The sequence below is a fragment of the Mycobacteriales bacterium genome, assembly GCA_035995165.1.
Taxonomy (GTDB): Bacteria; Actinomycetota; Actinomycetes; order Mycobacteriales; family CADCTP01; genus CADCTP01.
The window spans coordinates 33,908-49,331 of record DASYKU010000078.1; the positions used below are offsets into that span (position 1 = coordinate 33,908).

The following is a 15,424-nucleotide window of genomic DNA, read 5'->3' on the forward strand; positions in this document are numbered from 1 at the left end:
GGTTCAGTTCTCCAGGCGGCCGAGGACGAGCGCGAGCTGCAGCGTGAGCAGGTCGCGCGGGTCCGTCGGGGTCCGGCCGCAGACCTCGGCGACCCGGCGCAGCCGGTACCGCACGGTGTTGGGGTGCACGAACAGCGTCCGGGCCGCGCCCTCCAGCGTGCTGCCGCTCTCCGCGTACGCGGTGACGGTGTCCAGCAGGGCCGAGCCGGCCTCGGACAGCGGCCGGTAGACGTCCTCGACCAGCGTCCGGCGGGCCTCCTCGTCGCCGGACAGCGCCCGCTCGGCCAGCAGGTCCGCCGCCAGCACCGGCCGGGGGGCGGCCGGCCAGCCCGGCACGGCCCTGATCCCGGCCAGCGCCGCCCGCGCCGACGCCCCCGCGGCGCCGAGGTCGGCCACGGTCGGCCCGATCACCACCGGCCCGGACCCGAACTCGGGCAGCAGCGGCCGGGTGCCGGCGACCGCGTCCGCCACCCCGCCGAGCACCACCACCAGCCGGTCTCCCGGTACGCCGGCCAGTACGTCGACCCCGGCGTGCCGGGCCGCCCGCTGGACCGCGTCCAGGATCTGCTCCGGATGCCCCTTGGGGGCGGCTCCGATCACGACCGCGACCGGGGTCATCGCGGCCCAGCCGAGCGCGCTGGCCCGGGACAGCAGGGTGTCGTCCACGTCGCCGCGCAGCAGCACGTCGACGACCAGCGCCTCCAGCCGGGCGTCCCAGGCGCCGCGGAGCTCCGCCACCCCCGCGTACACCCCGGCGGCGGCGAATGCGATCTCCCGGCTGTAGCGCAGCACGGCCTCGCGCAGCTGGGCCTCCTCGCCGGGGGCGCCGAAGCTCTCGACCTCGCTCTCGACCACCTCGACCGTGACCCGGACCAGCTCGACCGCCTGCTGGAGGTTCACCGAGCGGGCCAGCTCCTGCGGCCCGGCCCGGAAGACCTCGGTGGTCAGCCGGGGCGCGTCGCCGGGGGAACGCAGCCACTCCACGAACGAGGCGATGCCGGCCTGCGCGATCAGCATCACCCAGGACCGCTGGTCGGCCGGCATGTCCCGGAACCAGGTCAGGGTCTCGTCCATCCGGGCCACGCTCTTGGTCGCCAGCGCGCCGGACGCGCGCTCCAGCCGGCGCAGCGTCGCGGCCGGTGGTGGCGTGGTGGTCACGGCCCCCACCCTGCCACGATGGGTGCGTGACGTCCCCGCGCGACCCCGTCGACGATCTACGCCGGATCGCCTTCCTCATGGAGCGGCGGCACGAGGCGACCTACCGGGTCCGGGCCTTCCGCCGGGCCGCCGACGTGCTGTCCGAGATCCCGGTCGACTCGCTGCACCGCCGCGTCGAGCTGGGCACGCTGCGGCAGCTGCCCGGCATCGGCGAGAAGACCGCGGCCGTGGTCGCCCAGTCGCTGTCCGGCGAGACGCCGGACTACCTGGTCGGGCTGGAGGACGGCGCGGGCGAGCCGGTCAACGAGCGCGCCGACGGTTCCCGGCTGGACGCGCCGACGCCGGCCGGCGTCGCGCTGCGGCACGCCCTGCGCGGCGACCTGCACACCCACTCGCTCTGGTCCGACGGCGGCTCGCCGATCCGGGAGATGGCGATCGCCGCCCGCGACCTCGGCCACGAGTACATGGTGCTGACCGACCACTCGCCCCGGCTGACCGTCGCCAACGGGCTGACCGCGGAGCGGCTGCGGGCCCAGCTGGTCGAGGTCGCGCTGCTCAACGAGGACCTGGCGCCGTTCCGGATCCTGACCGGGATCGAGGTCGACATCCTCGACGACGGCGCGCTGGACCAGACCGGCGAGCTGCTGAGTCAGCTCGACCTGGTCGTCGCGAGCGTGCACTCCAAGCTGCGGATGCCGAGCGGGCCGATGACCAGGCGGATGCTGGCCGCGGTCCGCAACCCGCACACCGACGTGCTCGGGCACTGCACCGGCCGGATGGTGACCGGCTCCCGGGAACGGCCGGAGTCGGAGTTCGACGCCGCGGCCGTGTTCGCGGCCTGCGCCTCCGAGGGCGTGGCGGTCGAGATCAACTCCCGGCCGGAACGGCTGGACCCGCCCAAGCGGCTGCTCCGGGAGGCGGTCGAGGCCGGCTGCGTGTTCTCCGTCGACAGCGACGCGCACGCGCCCGGCCAGCTGGACTGGCTGCCGTACGGGTGCGAGCGGGCGGTCGACTGCGGCGTCCCGACGGCGCGGGTGGTCAACACGAAGACCGCGGACAGGCTGCTGGCCTGGACCGACAGGTGAGCGGGAGGTCGGGCGCGGCGGTGTCTGGACCGGGGCGCCCGCCGACCCCGCGACGGCGCTCAGCGGAGGGGCGCGGAGGGAAGCCGCCGCCAGGAGCGCCCGACCGGGAGCGAACAAGGCAAGCACAGTGATCGTCCGGGCCGGGTCCCGGGGCTCGACCGTGACCGACTGGCTCGACTCCCGGCACTCGTTCTCCTACGGCGCCGCGTACGACCCGGCCAACACCCACTTCGGGCTGCTGCTGGCCTGCAACGAGGACCGGCTGACGGCCGGGTCCGGCTTCCCGTCGCATCCCCACCGCGACATCGAGGTCGTCACCTGGGTGGTGTCCGGGGTCCTCGCGCACGCCGACGATGCCGGTCACCGGGGCTCGGCCCGGCCCGGCGTCGTGCAGCGGATGAGCGCGGGTGACGGCGTCCGGCACAGCGAGTACGCCGTCGGCGGGCCGGCCCACTACGTGCAGATGTGGCTCCGGCCGGCGACCGTCGGCGGGCCCCCGGCGTACGACACGGTGCCGGTCGGGCCCGGGCTGACCGAGGTGACGCCGCTGCGGCAGCCCTCCGCGACGCTCGTCGCCGGGCGGCTGGAGCCGGGCGGGTCCGTGACGCTGGCGGCGGAGTACCTGCACCTGCTCGTCGTGAGCGGGAGCGCCAGGATCGGGACCGACGAGCTGGGCGCCGGGGACGCCCTGCGGCAGGCCGGTGACGGGCCGGTGACGGTCCGCACCGATACCGGGACAGAACTGCTCGCCTGGCGGATGCGGTCCGGGCTGCCGGTCGGGTAGGGAGAGGGTATGGAACCCGCTCGCGACCTGCTCGCCGCCGCCGTCGACCTCCAGCCCGGGACCGTGGCGTTGCGGCGCCGGCTGCACCGCCGCCCCGAGGTCGGCCTCACCCTGCCCGAGACCCAGGCGACCGTGCTCGACGCGATCGCCGGGCTGCCGCTGAAGGTGACCACCGGGACGGCGGTCACCTCGGTCGTCGGCGTGCTCGAGGGCGGCCGCCCCGGGCCGGCCGTGCTGCTGCGCGGCGACATGGACGCGCTGCCCATGCCGGAGGACACCGGCCTGGAGTTCGCCTCCGAGATCCCCGGTGTCATGCACGCCTGCGGGCACGACACGCACGTCGCGATGCTGGTCGGCGCGGCCAAGCTGCTCTCGGCCCGGCAGGACTCGCTCGCCGGCCGGGTCGTGTTCATGTGGCAGCCGGGGGAGGAGGGCTACGGCGGCGCCCCGGTGATGATCGAGGAGGGCGTGCTGGACGCGGCCGGGTCGCCGGTGGAGTCGGCGTTCGCGCTGCACATCACCACCCAGCAGCCGTCCGGCGTCGTCGCGGTCCGGCCCGGGCCGGCGATGGCGTCCTCGGACACCATCCGGATCGTGGTCACCGGTCGCGGCGGGCACGCCTCCAACCCGACCGCCGGGCTCGACCCGGTCCCGATCGCGGCCGCGATCGTGCAGGGGATCCAGACGATGGTCACCCGTGAGGTGAACGTCTTCGACCCGGCCGTGGTCACCATCGCCAAGATCACCGCCGGCACCACCGACAACGTCATCCCGGAGACCGCGGAGATGCTCGGCACGATGCGGACGCTGTCGGAGCAGACCCGGGCCTCGGTCAAGGAGCGGCTGCACCGGCTGGCCCCCGGGATCGCGGCGGCGTTCGGGGCGACCGCGGAGGTGACGATCGAGGAGGGCTACCCGGTCGTGGTCAACTCCCTGGCCGCCGCGGACCTGGTCCACTCGACCGCGCTGGGGATGCTCGGGCCGGACCGGGCGCTGCTGGAGAAGGACCCGATCATGGGCGCCGAGGACTGGTCGTACGTGCTGCAGCGGGTGCCCGGGGCGATGACCTGGCTCGGCGCCTGCCCGCCCGACCTGGACCCGGCGTCCTCGCCCTCCAACCACTCCAACCGGGTCGTCTTCGACGAGAACGCCATGGCCGTCGGCGTGGCCACCCACGCCGCCGTCGCCCTCGCCGCCCTGGAAGCCAAACCCGCCGGCTGGTGAACCGTGAACGCCGAACGGCCCGGCTCCCGTGGGGGGCCGGGCCGTTCGCGTACCACGACCTAGCTGTCGCCGCCGGTGTTGCCCGCGCTCGCGGCGCTCACCTCGGTGAGTTTGTACGAGTCGACCGCCTGCTGCAGCGTCTCCTGCTTGACCTCACCGCTGGCGACGAGCCGCGAGAGCACCGCCACGACCGTCGACTCGGCGTCGACGTGGAAGTACCGCCGCAGCGCACCCCGGGTGTCGGACCGGCCGAACCCGTCCGTGCCCAGCGAGCTGTAGTCGCCCGGCACCCAGCGCGAGATCTGGTCCGGCACCGAGCGCATCCAGTCCGAGACCGCGACCAGCGGGCCGGCCGAATCGGACAGCGCCGACGTCACGTACGGCACCCGGGCCGGGACCGACGGGTCGAGCAGCGCCGCCGCCTCGGCCGCGACCGCGTCCCGGCGCAGCTCGTTCCAGGAGGTCACCGACCAGACGTCCGCGGCCACGCCCCACTGCGACGCAAGCAGGTCCTGCGCCTTCAGCGCCGCCAGGACGGCCACCCCGGAGGCCATGATCTGCGCCTTCGGCCCGTCGGAGGCGGCGGCCGCCCGGTACTTGTAGATGCCGCGGCGGATCCCCTCCGCGTCCACGTGGTCCGGCATCGCCGGCTGCCGGTACGGCTCGTTGTAGACGGTCAGGTAGTAGAAGATGTCCTCGCCGTGCGGGTGCTCGTCGGTCGAGCCGTACATCCGCCGCAGCGCGTCCTCCACGATCACCGCGATCTCGAACGCCCAGGCCGGGTCGTACGCGACGCAGGCCGGGTTGGTCGAGGACAGCAGCATCGAGTGCCCGTCCTGGTGCTGCAGGCCCTCCCCGTTCAGCGTGGTCCGCCCGGCCGTGGCGCCGAGCATGAAGCCCTTGCTGAGCTGGTCGGCGGCGGCCCAGATCGCGTCACCGGTCCGCTGGAACCCGAACATCGAGTAGAAGATGTAGATCGGGATCATCGGCTGGCCGTGCGTCGCGTACGCCGAGCCGGCGGCGACGAACGAGCCCATCGAGCCCGACTCGGTGATGCCCTCGTGCAGGATCTGGCCCTTGACCGCCTCGCGGTAGGACAGCAGCAGCTCGCGGTCGACCGGGTCGTACTTCTGGCCGAACGGGCTGTAGATCTTGGCCGTCGGGAACAGCGAGTCCATGCCGAAGGTACGGGCCTCGTCCGGGATGATCGGCACGAACCGGTGCCCGATCTCCTTGTCCTTCATGAGGTCCTTGAGCAGCCGGACGAACGCCATCGTGGTGGCGACCGCCTGCTTGCCGGAGCCCCTCTTCAGGTCGCCGTAGACCTCCGTGGCCGGCAGCGTCAGCGGCTTGGACCTGGTCACCCGCCGCGGTACGGACCCGCCGAGCGCGGCCCGCCGCTCCTTCATGTACTGGATCTCGTCCGACTTCTCCCCGGGGTGGTAGTACGGCGGGAGGCCGTCCTCCAGCGCCGAGTCCGGGATCTCCAGGTAGAGCCGGTCGCGCATCTCCTTGAGCTCGGGCTTGGTGAGCTTCTTCATCTGGTGGGTCGCGTTGCGGCCCTCGAAGTCCTTGCCCAGCGTCCAGCCCTTGATCGTGTGGGCCAGGATGACCGTCGGCTGCCCGGTGTGCTCGGTGGCCGCCTTGAAGGCCGCGTAGACCTTCCGGTAGTCGTGGCCGCCGCGGGGCAGGTTGCGCAGCTGGTCGTCGGAGAGGTTCTCGACCATCCGGCGCAGCCGCGGGTCGGAGCCGAAGAAGTCCTCCCGGATGAACGCCCCGGGCGAGGTCGAGTACGTCTGGAACTGGCCGTCGGGCGTGGTGTTCATCTTGTTGACCAGCACGCCGTCGGTGTCGCGGGCGAGCATCTCGTCCCACTGCCGGCCCCAGACGACCTTGATCACGTTCCAGCCGGCGCCGCGGAAGTACGACTCCAGCTCCTGGATGATCTTGCCGTTGCCGCGGACCGGGCCGTCGAGGCGCTGCAGGTTGCAGTTCACGACGAAGGTGAGGTTGTCCAGCTCCTCGCGGGCGGCCACGCCGATCGCGCCGAGGGACTCCGGCTCGTCCATCTCGCCGTCGCCGAGGAACGCCCACACCCGCGAGTTGCTGGTGTCCTCGATCTCGCGGTTGAGCAGGTAGCGGTTGAAGCGGGCCTGGTAGATCGCGTGCAGCGGGCCGAGGCCCATGCTCACGGTGGGGAACTCCCAGAAGTCCTGCATCAGCCGGGGGTGCGGGTAGGACGGCAGGCCGCCGCCGGGGGCGGACAGCTCCTGCCGGAAGCCGTCGAGCTGGCGCTCGCTCAGCCGGCCCTCCAGGAACGCCCGCGCGTAGATCCCGGGCGAGCCGTGGCCCTGGAAGTAGACCTGGTCACCGGACTGGCCGTGGTCCTTGCCGCGGAAGAAGTGGTTGAAGCCGACCTCGTACAGGCTGGCCATCGACGCGTACGTCGCGATGTGGCCGCCGACGCCGAGCTCCGGCCGGTTGGCCCGCGACACCATGATCGCCGCGTTCCACCGGATGTACGCGCGGATGCGGCGCTCGATGTACTCGTCGCCGGGGAACCAGGGCTCCCGCTCCGGCGGAATGGTGTTGATGTAGTCGGTGCTGCGCAGCGCCGGCACGCCGACCTGGCGCTCCCGCGCGCGCTCGAGCAGCTTGAGCATGAGGTAGCGGGCCCGGCCGCGGCCGGCGACGTTGATCACCGAGTCCAGCGACTCCAGCCACTCCCGGGTCTCCTCCGGGTCGAGGTCGGGTAGCTGACTTGGCAGGCCATCGGTGATGACACTGAAGCGGTCACTGGTCACAGGCCTATTGTCCATCTTTACCGCCGGGTAGCCGAGTCGGGTACCGCAGATGTTGACCGCGGCCGGTCCCGGGCGCTGTTGCTGCCGTCCTCACCTCGGGACGGTATTTTGTCCGGCATGCGCCTGACCCGCCTGCCGGTCGTGCTCTCGGCCGCCGCCCTGTTGTCCGGCCTCGCCGGATGCGCGACGAGCATCGAGGGCTCCGGGACGATCGCGTCCGACGTCGTCACCGACGCACCGACGGCGTCCCCGACCTCGGACGATCCGACCAGCAGCCCCACCCCGGACCCCACCACGGACAGCCCGACGCCGGACCCCACGCCGACGACGAACCCGGTCACCACCCGGGAGCGGGCGCTGTGCGTGCTGGAGCGGGCCGCGATCGCGAACGTCAACAGCTCGTTCAACGGATCCAAGGATCGCAGCGGGCAGATCCAGATCCTCAAGACCGGCGCGGCCACCATCCGCGGCCAGATCAGCCGGTCCGGGCTGCCGGCCGCCGACGGCATCCGGCGGTCCGGCCAGGGCGTGCTCGACCAGCTGAATCGCCTGGCCACGGACGCGGGCGAGGGCAATTCGCCGAGCACGAACGCGTACAACGTGGCGACCCAGAAATTCCAGACGGCCTGCAACTCGATCTCCTGACCTGCGGGAGCAGGGCGTACCGGCACATCGGTGCGGCGACACGATCTCCCCGCCCGGAGTGGCGTACTTGCGCGCGGACCTGGGAATGTGTGGACTACCGGCACACAGACCGTGGTGACCGCATACTGAACGGGAGGACCGAGGGGTGAGCACGACCGTGGACCAGGCAGGAGGGCGCGGCCTGGCCGAGCGGCTGGGAATCGAGCCGGGCATGGTCGTGCAGGAGCTCGGTTACGACGAAGACGTCGACCATGAGCTGCGCGACGCGATCGAGGACCGGTCCGGCAACGAGATGGTCGACGAGGACGCGGACGACGTCGTCGACGTGGTGCTGCTGTGGTGGCGGGAGGACGACGGCGACCTGGTCGACGCGTTGGTCGACGCGCTGCGCCCGCTCGAGGACAGCGGCACCGTCTGGCTTCTGACGCCGAAGTCCGGGCGCGAGGGGCACGTCCCGCCCTCCGACATCAGCGAGGCCGCGCCGACGGCCGGGCTGTCCCAGACCTCGAGCATCAGCGCGGCCCAGGACTGGGCCGGGGCTCGGCTGGTGACGCCCAAGACGGGACGTCCCAAGCGCTGACGACCCCCTGACGACCCCCTGACCAGGCCACTCGGCCTGGTCAGTGGGCGCTCGGCCGCTCGGCGGGCGGTTCGGCCTGGCCAGCGGCGGGCGGCGGCTCGGCGGGCGCCCAGGCGCCCCGCCGCTCAGCGGCCGAGGCGGTTTGGTGGCCGCTCAGCGGCCGAGGCGGAGGAGGCGGCCGGCGCCGCCGACCCAGCGGGCGGCGGCTCGCAGGGCCGGCCCGCCCGGCAACCCCGGCACCTCGTCGACGATCGGCGCGAGCCGCAGGAGGTCCGGCAGCCCGTGCACCCGTACCGCCCGGCTGGCGAGCAACGGCGGCACCGCCCGCCGCCCCGCGGACGCGTCCAGCAGCACGTCGGGCGCCGCCTCGACGGCGGCGCCCGGCGGCCGCGCGGTGACCGGCTCGGTCCGCCAGCCGCCGTCGGCCGTCCGGACCTGCCAGCCCGCCCGGCCCGTCCAGGCTGTCAGCGCGGTCCGCAGCCCGCGCCGCGCCGCGAACGCCCCGGTCACGTCGACCAGCGCCGCCAGCCCGGCGTCCAGCAGCACCTCCGGCGGGTGGATGCCGAGGTCCAGCGCGTGCACGGCCAGCTCGTACCCGCCGGCGTTGACGACGGTGAGCAGCGGCAGCGCGCCGACCACGGACATGACGGTGGCCCGCCCGAGCGCGTCGGGACCGTCGGGGCCGGCGTCGTCGTACCAGTCGGCGACCCGCTGCCGGGACCGTTCCAACGCCGCCAGCACGTCGGCCCGGGAGGCGCCCCGGTGGGCCGCGACGACCGCCGCGTTGGCCGCGTCGGTGTCGCCCTGTCCGGCCGGCCTGCCGGAACGGGCCTGGGCCAGCAGCCGGTCCAGCGTCGTCACGTCGTCCCAGTCGCCGATGTGGACGGCGACGTCGTGCCCGGTCCAGCCCGGCAGCCGCGACGGCCGGTCCAGGTCGGCGGCACCGGCGACGGCCAGGAACCCGTCCCAGGCGGCCAGCACCCGCGCCCGCTGCTGTCCGTACGGATGCTCCGCGAGCCCGGCCGGGCTGGCCTCGGGCGCCGGGGCAGGGCGTGACATGCTGCCATCGTGCCGGATCTGCCGGCCCCATTTCTGCGGAGGAGACCCGTATGCCGGTCGAGGTCGGCCAGGAGGCCCCCGACTTCACCCTGCAGGACCAGAACCGCGAGCAGGTGACGCTGAGCTCGTTCCGCGGTCAGCAGAGCGTGCTGCTCGTCTTCTTCCCGTTCGCGTTCAGCGGGATCTGCACGAACGAGCTCTGCCAGGTCCGCGACGAGCTGCCGAGCTTCGAGGGCGACTCGGTGCAGGTGATGGGCATCAGCATCGACCACCCGTTCACGCTGAAGAGCTGGGCGGCGCAGGAGGGCTACCTCTTCCCGCTGCTGTCGGACTTCTGGCCGCACGGCGAGGTCGCGAAGGCGTACGGCGTGTTCAACGACATCGCCGGCATGGCCAACCGGGGCACGTTCCTCATCGACAAGCAGGGGGTCGTGCGGTTCGCCGAGGTGAACCAGCCGGGCGAGCGGCGCGACCAGTCCGCCTGGCACGAGGCGATGGCGCAGCTGCCGGCCTGACCCAGGTGGCCGCGGGCTCGCACTTCACGTGGGCCCGCGGCGTCAGGTCGCCGCGGGCTCGCGCTTGACCGGCGCCGGCTCGCGGCGCCGGGCCCGGCGGTCCAGCAGCAGCAGGATCACCGGCCCGGCCAGTGCGAACCCGCTGAACAGGAACCACTGCACGACGTACGCGAGGTGCTGGGCGACGAACGCCCCGCCGGCCGGATTGCTCAGGTCCGGCGCCGGCACCGGGGTGAGCCCCTGCTCGGCCGGCACGGAGGAGATCAGCTCCCCGAAGGCCGAGTACGCCGGTTCGCCGTTCCGGGACGCGAGCGCAGGTACGTCGATCCGCTCGATCTGCCGCGCGGGCAGGTTCGTCCCGAGCCCGCCGGATTCGCTGGACAGGATCCGCGCGATCACCTGAACCTGACCCACCGGCGGGTCCGGCGGTGTCGGGGTCAGCGTCGCCGCCCCGGTCGCCGGCATGAACCCGCGGTCGATGAACAACGTCCGCCCGGACGAGGTCCGCAGCGGCGTGATCACCAGGAAGCCCGGGGTGTCGTTGACCTGCCGCTGCCGGGCCAGGACCTGCTGCGTCCCGTCGTACGTCCCGGTGGCGGTGATCGTCCGGAACCGCACGGTGTCGTCGACGACCCGCCCCGGCGTGAGCACCTGGTCCACCGGCACCGCCGGCAGCGCCGCCGCCGTCCGCAGCTGGTCGTCCGCGAGCTTCTTCTCCCCGAACCGGTGCCACTGCCAGACGCCCGCCGTACCGCACAGCCCGCCGAGCACCAACCCGAGGCTCACCAGGGCCAGCACCCGCAGCGGTCGGGTCGTCCGTCCAGACACGCTCCGACACTACGGCCCACCCCTTGTCCGCGCCCGCCCGGTACCCTCACCACCGCCCACTTCTCCGGGCGCGTAGCTCAGCGGAAGAGCACCCGCCTTACAAGCGGGGGGTCGCTGGTTCGAACCCAGCCGCGCCCACCACCGTCTGGACCTGCGGTTTCGGCGTGTCGCAACCGTCGGACGCGATCGTGGACCCGATCCGAGCCGTCGTGGGATCATGGGTACATGAGGAGCGAGCCACTGGACGACGCGGCTGCCCACCTCTCCGAGTTGGCGGAGGAGGTGGAGTCGACCCATGGACATCTCAGGATCACGCGGTCGGGCCGCGCCAGTCTGGTGCTGCTGACCGAGGACGAGTTCGCCTCCATGCAGGAAACCGTCGCGCTCGCGGGTGACTCGGCGGCGCAGGAGGAGATTGCCGGGGCCGAGGCAGCATATTCGGCCGGCGACTTCGTGACCGGGGACGCGTTGCGCGCTCAATTCGGACTGCCGCCGCACGTTGCCTGAGCCCTATGAGTTGAAGGTCGCCGGTCCGGCGGTGCGCGCTCTGGCCAAGATTCCTGACCGAATCGGACTCGCGCTGGTCGAATTCATGACGGAGCGTTTGGTGGACAATCCGCATCGGATCGGCAAGCCATTGATGGGCAAGTTCGCGGGTCTGTACGCCGCGCGTGTCCGCGACTATCGGATCCGGTACCGTATCGAGGAGAGCACGAGAACGGTCGTGGTCCTCCACGTGGCGCAGCGGGCAGACGCCTACCGGCCGGAGTAGGCAAGATCGTTCAGTCAGCGACCGCCTGTTGTCGTTTCGCTTGCGGCGGACCTGCTGAGACGGCTGGCTGGACAGCGTCGGGGCCGGGACGCCTTACAAGCGGGGGGTCGCTGGTTCGAACCCAGCCGCGCCCACCCTCCTGACCTGCGTGTCTTCCGGTGATGGCCCCCGATACGGACGGGGACATCCGCCGCTGGTCTCGTTTACGGTCTCATTCGGGGGAGGCTGTGGTGCTCCAGAGGCGAGAACGTATGGTCCGAGCGTGGAGCGGTCGATCGAAGACGTGCGACGTCTGGTGAGCCAGGAGGAGGGCCAGACGCTTGAATTCCGACGTTCGGCCCTGATGAATCTTCGGATTCTAAGTCGGATTCTTGCGGCGCTCGCTAATAGCTCCGGAGGTACGGTCGTCCTCGCCGTCGACGAAACTCGCGCAGATCGAATTGTGGGTGTAAGCGACCCTATTCGAGAAGAGCAGGCTCTACAAAAGGCGATCGAACGGCTCGATCCAATACCGGAGTACACCGTGCAGCGGGTGTCGGTTGATGGCCGGGTGTTGATCGTCGTTGACATCCCGGCCAGCGGACTGACCCTGTCTCCAGACGGCGCGTTTATCCGAGTGGGCGACAGGTCAATCGCTGCCCGCGGATGTCGTGCGCCGTCTCGCTCAAGAGGCGGCTGTCAGCCGGCCGGAGTCAACGCTAGAGACCCTTAGCTCAACGATCGCGACACAGACTCAACTGTTGGAGAGTCAGCTCGAACAGCTCACCGAACTCCGGCAGCAGCTAACGAAGCAAGGCGCCCTAATGGACGAGCAAGGGCAGCGAATGATCCGGCTTGAGCGTGGCTCTCACTGGTCACGCCAGTTATTCTGGTGCGTCGTCGGCGTCGTGCTTGGCGCCCTTGCGGGGGTTCTCGCTACCGCTTGGCTGACGTAGATTGACGTCCCACAGAAGTGCACCAACTTGACTCGTGATATCACGACGAATTCCTGCCGTTAGATGCTGGTATCGGACAGTCATCGCACTCTGCGACCAACCCATCAATCCCATCACGGCGCGATCGGGCACTCCGAGCAAGAGAAGGACTGTGGCGGCCGTGTGACGGGCGTCGTGCAGTCGGGCGTTCCGTACGCATGCGGCCCGCGAGGAGTGATTTCCATTCGTCGTGATCGGCTCGCGGATCGATTGGGCGGCCCACAGGCTGAGCCAATACCCACCCGCCTCTTTCCACAGGTGGCCCGCTCGCCGGCGTTCCAAGTCTTGCGTTTCTTGGTGGGTGCGCAGCAGCTCGACCAGGGGATCCGGCAAGCCGACTCCGCGGCGGCCGGCTCGGGACTTGACTTCGGCCACCACCAGGCCGCCGCCGTGGCGGTCCGGACAGTCGGCGCCGCGCTTCTTGCCGCACGTGCCGCCGCAGCCGTGCTGCCAGGGCCGGCGCTGGAGCGCCCGCCGGACGATGAGCGTCCCGGCGTCGAGGTCGACGTCCCGCCGCTGAAGGCCCAGCGCCTCGCCTTTCCGGAGGCCGAGCGCGAGCGCCACCGCGAACCGGGTGCCGTTGCGGCGGGCGAGTGCGGCGGCGAGCAGCTGGCGGACTTCGTCCACGGACAGCGGCTCGACCTCGGCCTCGGCCAACCGCGGCGGCTTCGCGAGCTGACCGGGTTGCGGGCGACCGAACGAGCCAGGCGGGCCGAGCACGCTCCGCCTTGCGCGACAATCGGCCACCGCACGGCGTCGGAAGCATGCCGATTCGTAGAAAGGCGAAGCGCGCCCTCCCGAGACATCCCCGGGAGGGCGCACTTTGAGCGCGGCGTGTCGTGTCTGCTCGTCCGGTGCCTACTTGTCCCACACCTGCATCTCGGCGAACTGCAGCCGGTAGATCCCCGGCTCGTACACCGTGGCGGCCCGGCCGAACTGGGACACCTGGATGCGCACATACCGGCCCGTGTAGCCGGCGCCGAACGTGTAGGTGCGAGGGGTGCCGCCGTCCGCGCTCTGCCCGGTCAGCCGGTCGACGGTGTTCCAGTTGATGCCGTCGCCGGACAGCTGGATGCTGAACGCCGAGGGGAAGCCGAGGCCCGTCATGGACGGGTCCTCACCGGGGACGGCCGTGCGGGGGAACAGGACGACCCGGCCCACCGAGGTGACGCTTCCCAGGTCGACAGTCACCGCGTCCGTGGACTGGGCCGTGGCGTGGGCTTGGCTGGTGTATCCCTTCGCGCCGACCAGGCTGGTGCTGATCCCGTCGGTGAGGTGCTGCAGTCCCCAGTCGGAGTTCTCCAGGGTGGTGCTCGCCGTCGCGGGACGGTGGAGGGAGACCGGTGTCGGGGCGGCGGACTGCACCGTGACCTGGAGGTCGGGCGCGGAGGGGCACTGCATGCTGTCCTGGTAGCGGTCCACCACGACGTGGAGGCCGGGCGTCACGAACGTGATGTAGCCGTCGGGCGAGATGTCGGCCTTGTTGTCATCCGTGGCCAGGGTGTCGTAGACCCGATCCTGCACGTGATCGCCCTGGACGTCGACGGAGTAGTCGGTGGGCTCGCCGGCCTGCACCGTCGTGGGGCCGTCGATCAGCCTGACCGGGCACGAGACGGCGGCGGAAGCGGGCATGGCCGTCGCGATCGCGAGGCCGAGGACGATCGGGGCGACGGCGCCGCCGAGGATGAGGGCTCGCCCGCGGCGCGGAGCCCGGGGAGCGGTGTCGTTGTTCCGGTGCATCAGGATTCCTTCACGATGAGGGTTGGGTGGCCCCGTTGTCGGAGCCACCTGGACCTGCGCCGCGCCGGCACGACTGTCTGGAATCACCAGTTCGCGCGGCGCCGGCTGCGCAGTGCCGAGTCAGTCGACGGGTCGGTAGGCCCTACGGCGCGAGGGTGATGATGCGAACGGCGTCGCTGGCGCCGCGATGCGGCAGACGCTCGTCCCGGTGGCGGGTCGATGCATGGTGAATCCCTTCGGACGGATGACGCGACGGCCCGCTGGTCACCGATCCGGATTGCCCAGTCAGGTGAGGTGTCTCCGGCGGCCCAATGAGCTGTCGTCTATTGGTCCGTCAAGACTGTCGACGTCGGCCCGCGCCGTCTGTTCGCCACCGAACCGTGCGACTGTACGGTTCCCGACACTCCGATCGCGGCGGTGAGCGTCTCTGAAGGCTTGCATCGGGAGTGAGACGGGACACCAGGTCCGGGCATTTCACCGAAGGTGGCCATGCGGAGCCGAGACACCTCAATTGTTCCGGTCACCAGCAAGAAATCGACGGCAGTCTGGCTCGTAGTCGAATTTCACTATCCGATCACGGCGACCCTTGCCGTGCACCCGCAGTTCCCGATTGTTCATGTCGAGATCGCTGCGATCAGTCGGCGAACGTCTTTCCGTTACAGGACTTCGACAGCGACTCGAGTTCCTCCTCGTAGCGCTCCAGCAGGGACGCCATCCAGGTACGGATGTCGTCGGCGGTGACGGCGGCCCAGGCGCCCGTGCCGCCGTGGGCCAGGAGATGGGCGGCGGCGAACCACCGGGTCGACTCGACGTAGACCCGGATCGGCTTCGGCGACTTGGCGCGCGGAGTTCGCCGAGCCCTTGCGCAGCCGGGTCGCGACGATCAGCGGCGCCCCGCCCGGCGTCGACAGCGCGGCCAGCAGCGTTCAGACCCTTCACCCCGGAGTAGCCGTAACCGGCACCCGCGCTTGGCGTATCCCATCCCGGCGACCAGCGCACTCACCTTCGCCCCGCCGTGAACGCCCTTGTCCGTCGGCACCGTCAGATGCTCATCGACCAGAACCCGCAGACCAGCTCGGTCGGCCAACGCCAGCACCGGAACCAGCCCGCCCGCCGACACGAGACTCGGATCATCGAACCGCGCTCGACCTGCTCGGACAGCCGAGTGCTCGGCAGCGCAGCGGAGACGGCGTGTACGCCGGCCATTCGTCGGGCACGGTGGTCTCGGTCTTGGTCTCATTCGTGGTCGTTCGCGT

The 15,424-nt window shown here is 71.5% G+C and carries 14 protein-coding genes and 1 tRNA gene; 9 read left to right on the forward strand and 6 right to left on the reverse strand.

Annotated elements, in window-relative coordinates:
• Positions 1–3: 3 nt before the first annotated feature.
• Positions 4–1,158, reverse strand: coding sequence for a helix-turn-helix domain-containing protein (locus tag VGP36_12840; GenBank protein HEV7655602.1), 1,155 nt, complete (start codon positions 1,156–1,158; stop codon positions 4–6).
• Positions 1,159–1,184: 26 nt separating this feature from the next.
• On the opposite strand from VGP36_12840, the gene VGP36_12845 reads away from it, so the two are divergent.
• From VGP36_12845 to VGP36_12855, 3 genes are all read left to right on the forward strand, one after another.
• Entirely contained in the window at positions 1,185–2,243 is a 1,059-nt protein-coding gene (locus tag VGP36_12845) for a PHP domain-containing protein (protein HEV7655603.1), read from the forward strand.
• Between the two features lie 127 nt (positions 2,244–2,370).
• Positions 2,371–3,027 (forward strand): pirin family protein, encoded by a 657-nt coding sequence (locus VGP36_12850; GenBank protein HEV7655604.1) that lies wholly within the window; start codon positions 2,371–2,373, stop codon positions 3,025–3,027.
• 9 nt (positions 3,028–3,036) lie between these two features.
• On the forward strand, positions 3,037–4,251 hold the full coding sequence (locus tag VGP36_12855) for a M20 family metallopeptidase (GenBank protein HEV7655605.1): 1,215 nt from the start codon (positions 3,037–3,039) through the stop codon (positions 4,249–4,251).
• A 59-nt stretch (positions 4,252–4,310) separates the two neighbouring features.
• On the opposite strand, the gene aceE is transcribed toward VGP36_12855, so the two are convergent.
• A complete protein-coding gene (gene aceE / locus VGP36_12860) occupies positions 4,311–7,070 on the reverse strand; it encodes a pyruvate dehydrogenase (acetyl-transferring), homodimeric type (GenBank protein ID HEV7655606.1) in 2,760 nt (919 codons plus the stop codon).
• A 102-nt stretch (positions 7,071–7,172) separates the two neighbouring features.
• Between aceE and VGP36_12865 the strand changes: the two genes are divergently transcribed.
• Positions 7,173–7,700 (forward strand): hypothetical protein, encoded by a 528-nt coding sequence (locus VGP36_12865; GenBank protein HEV7655607.1) that lies wholly within the window; start codon positions 7,173–7,175, stop codon positions 7,698–7,700.
• Between the two features lie 145 nt (positions 7,701–7,845).
• Positions 7,846–8,280: a DUF3052 domain-containing protein gene (locus VGP36_12870; protein HEV7655608.1), complete on the forward strand. Its 435-nt coding sequence runs from the start codon at positions 7,846–7,848 to the stop codon at positions 8,278–8,280.
• A gap of 153 nt (positions 8,281–8,433) precedes the next feature.
• On the opposite strand, the gene VGP36_12875 is transcribed toward VGP36_12870, so the two are convergent.
• Entirely contained in the window at positions 8,434–9,339 is a 906-nt protein-coding gene (locus VGP36_12875; GenBank protein ID HEV7655609.1) for a maleylpyruvate isomerase N-terminal domain-containing protein, read from the reverse strand.
• A gap of 50 nt (positions 9,340–9,389) precedes the next feature.
• On the opposite strand from VGP36_12875, the gene VGP36_12880 reads away from it, so the two are divergent.
• Positions 9,390–9,854, forward strand: a complete 465-nt coding sequence (locus VGP36_12880) for a peroxiredoxin (protein HEV7655610.1) — start codon at positions 9,390–9,392, stop codon at positions 9,852–9,854.
• Positions 9,855–9,896: 42 nt separating this feature from the next.
• On the opposite strand, the gene VGP36_12885 is transcribed toward VGP36_12880, so the two are convergent.
• Positions 9,897–10,682: an SURF1 family protein gene (locus tag VGP36_12885; GenBank protein HEV7655611.1), complete on the reverse strand. Its 786-nt coding sequence runs from the start codon at positions 10,680–10,682 to the stop codon at positions 9,897–9,899.
• 66 nt (positions 10,683–10,748) lie between these two features.
• Between VGP36_12885 and VGP36_12890 the strand changes: the two genes are divergently transcribed.
• The 3 genes from VGP36_12890 (at position 10,749) to VGP36_12900 (ending at position 11,454) form a co-directional block, all read left to right on the forward strand.
• Positions 10,749–10,823, forward strand: a tRNA-Val gene (locus tag VGP36_12890).
• An 84-nt stretch (positions 10,824–10,907) separates the two neighbouring features.
• Positions 10,908–11,189 (forward strand): type II toxin-antitoxin system Phd/YefM family antitoxin, encoded by a 282-nt coding sequence (locus tag VGP36_12895; protein ID HEV7655612.1) that lies wholly within the window; start codon positions 10,908–10,910, stop codon positions 11,187–11,189.
• A gap of 10 nt (positions 11,190–11,199) precedes the next feature.
• Entirely contained in the window at positions 11,200–11,454 is a 255-nt protein-coding gene (locus VGP36_12900; GenBank protein HEV7655613.1) for a type II toxin-antitoxin system RelE/ParE family toxin, read from the forward strand.
• An 863-nt stretch (positions 11,455–12,317) separates the two neighbouring features.
• Here the strand turns inward: VGP36_12900 and VGP36_12905 are convergent.
• Together VGP36_12905 and VGP36_12910 are read right to left on the reverse strand one after the other, a co-directional pair.
• Positions 12,318–13,085, reverse strand: a complete 768-nt coding sequence (locus VGP36_12905) for a site-specific integrase (GenBank protein HEV7655614.1) — start codon at positions 13,083–13,085, stop codon at positions 12,318–12,320.
• Between the two features lie 201 nt (positions 13,086–13,286).
• A complete protein-coding gene (locus VGP36_12910; protein HEV7655615.1) occupies positions 13,287–14,168 on the reverse strand; it encodes a discoidin domain-containing protein in 882 nt (293 codons plus the stop codon).
• Positions 14,169–15,424 lie beyond the last annotated feature (1,256 nt).

Excerpts from the sequence above, each read along its gene's own strand:
- VGP36_12910 (HEV7655615.1), bottom strand. The coding sequence starts at position 14,168 with ATGCACCGGAACAACGACACCGCTCCCCGGGCTCCGCGCCGCGGGCGA.
- aceE (HEV7655606.1), bottom strand. The coding sequence starts at position 7,070 with ATGGACAATAGGCCTGTGACCAGTGACCGCTTCAGTGTCATCACCGAT.
- VGP36_12880 (HEV7655610.1), top strand. The coding sequence starts at position 9,390 with ATGCCGGTCGAGGTCGGCCAGGAGGCCCCCGACTTCACCCTGCAGGAC.
- VGP36_12895 (HEV7655612.1), top strand. The coding sequence starts at position 10,908 with ATGAGGAGCGAGCCACTGGACGACGCGGCTGCCCACCTCTCCGAGTTG.
- VGP36_12865 (HEV7655607.1), top strand. The coding sequence starts at position 7,173 with ATGCGCCTGACCCGCCTGCCGGTCGTGCTCTCGGCCGCCGCCCTGTTG.
- VGP36_12875 (HEV7655609.1), bottom strand. The coding sequence starts at position 9,339 with ATGTCACGCCCTGCCCCGGCGCCCGAGGCCAGCCCGGCCGGGCTCGCG.
- VGP36_12855 (HEV7655605.1), top strand. The coding sequence starts at position 3,037 with ATGGAACCCGCTCGCGACCTGCTCGCCGCCGCCGTCGACCTCCAGCCC.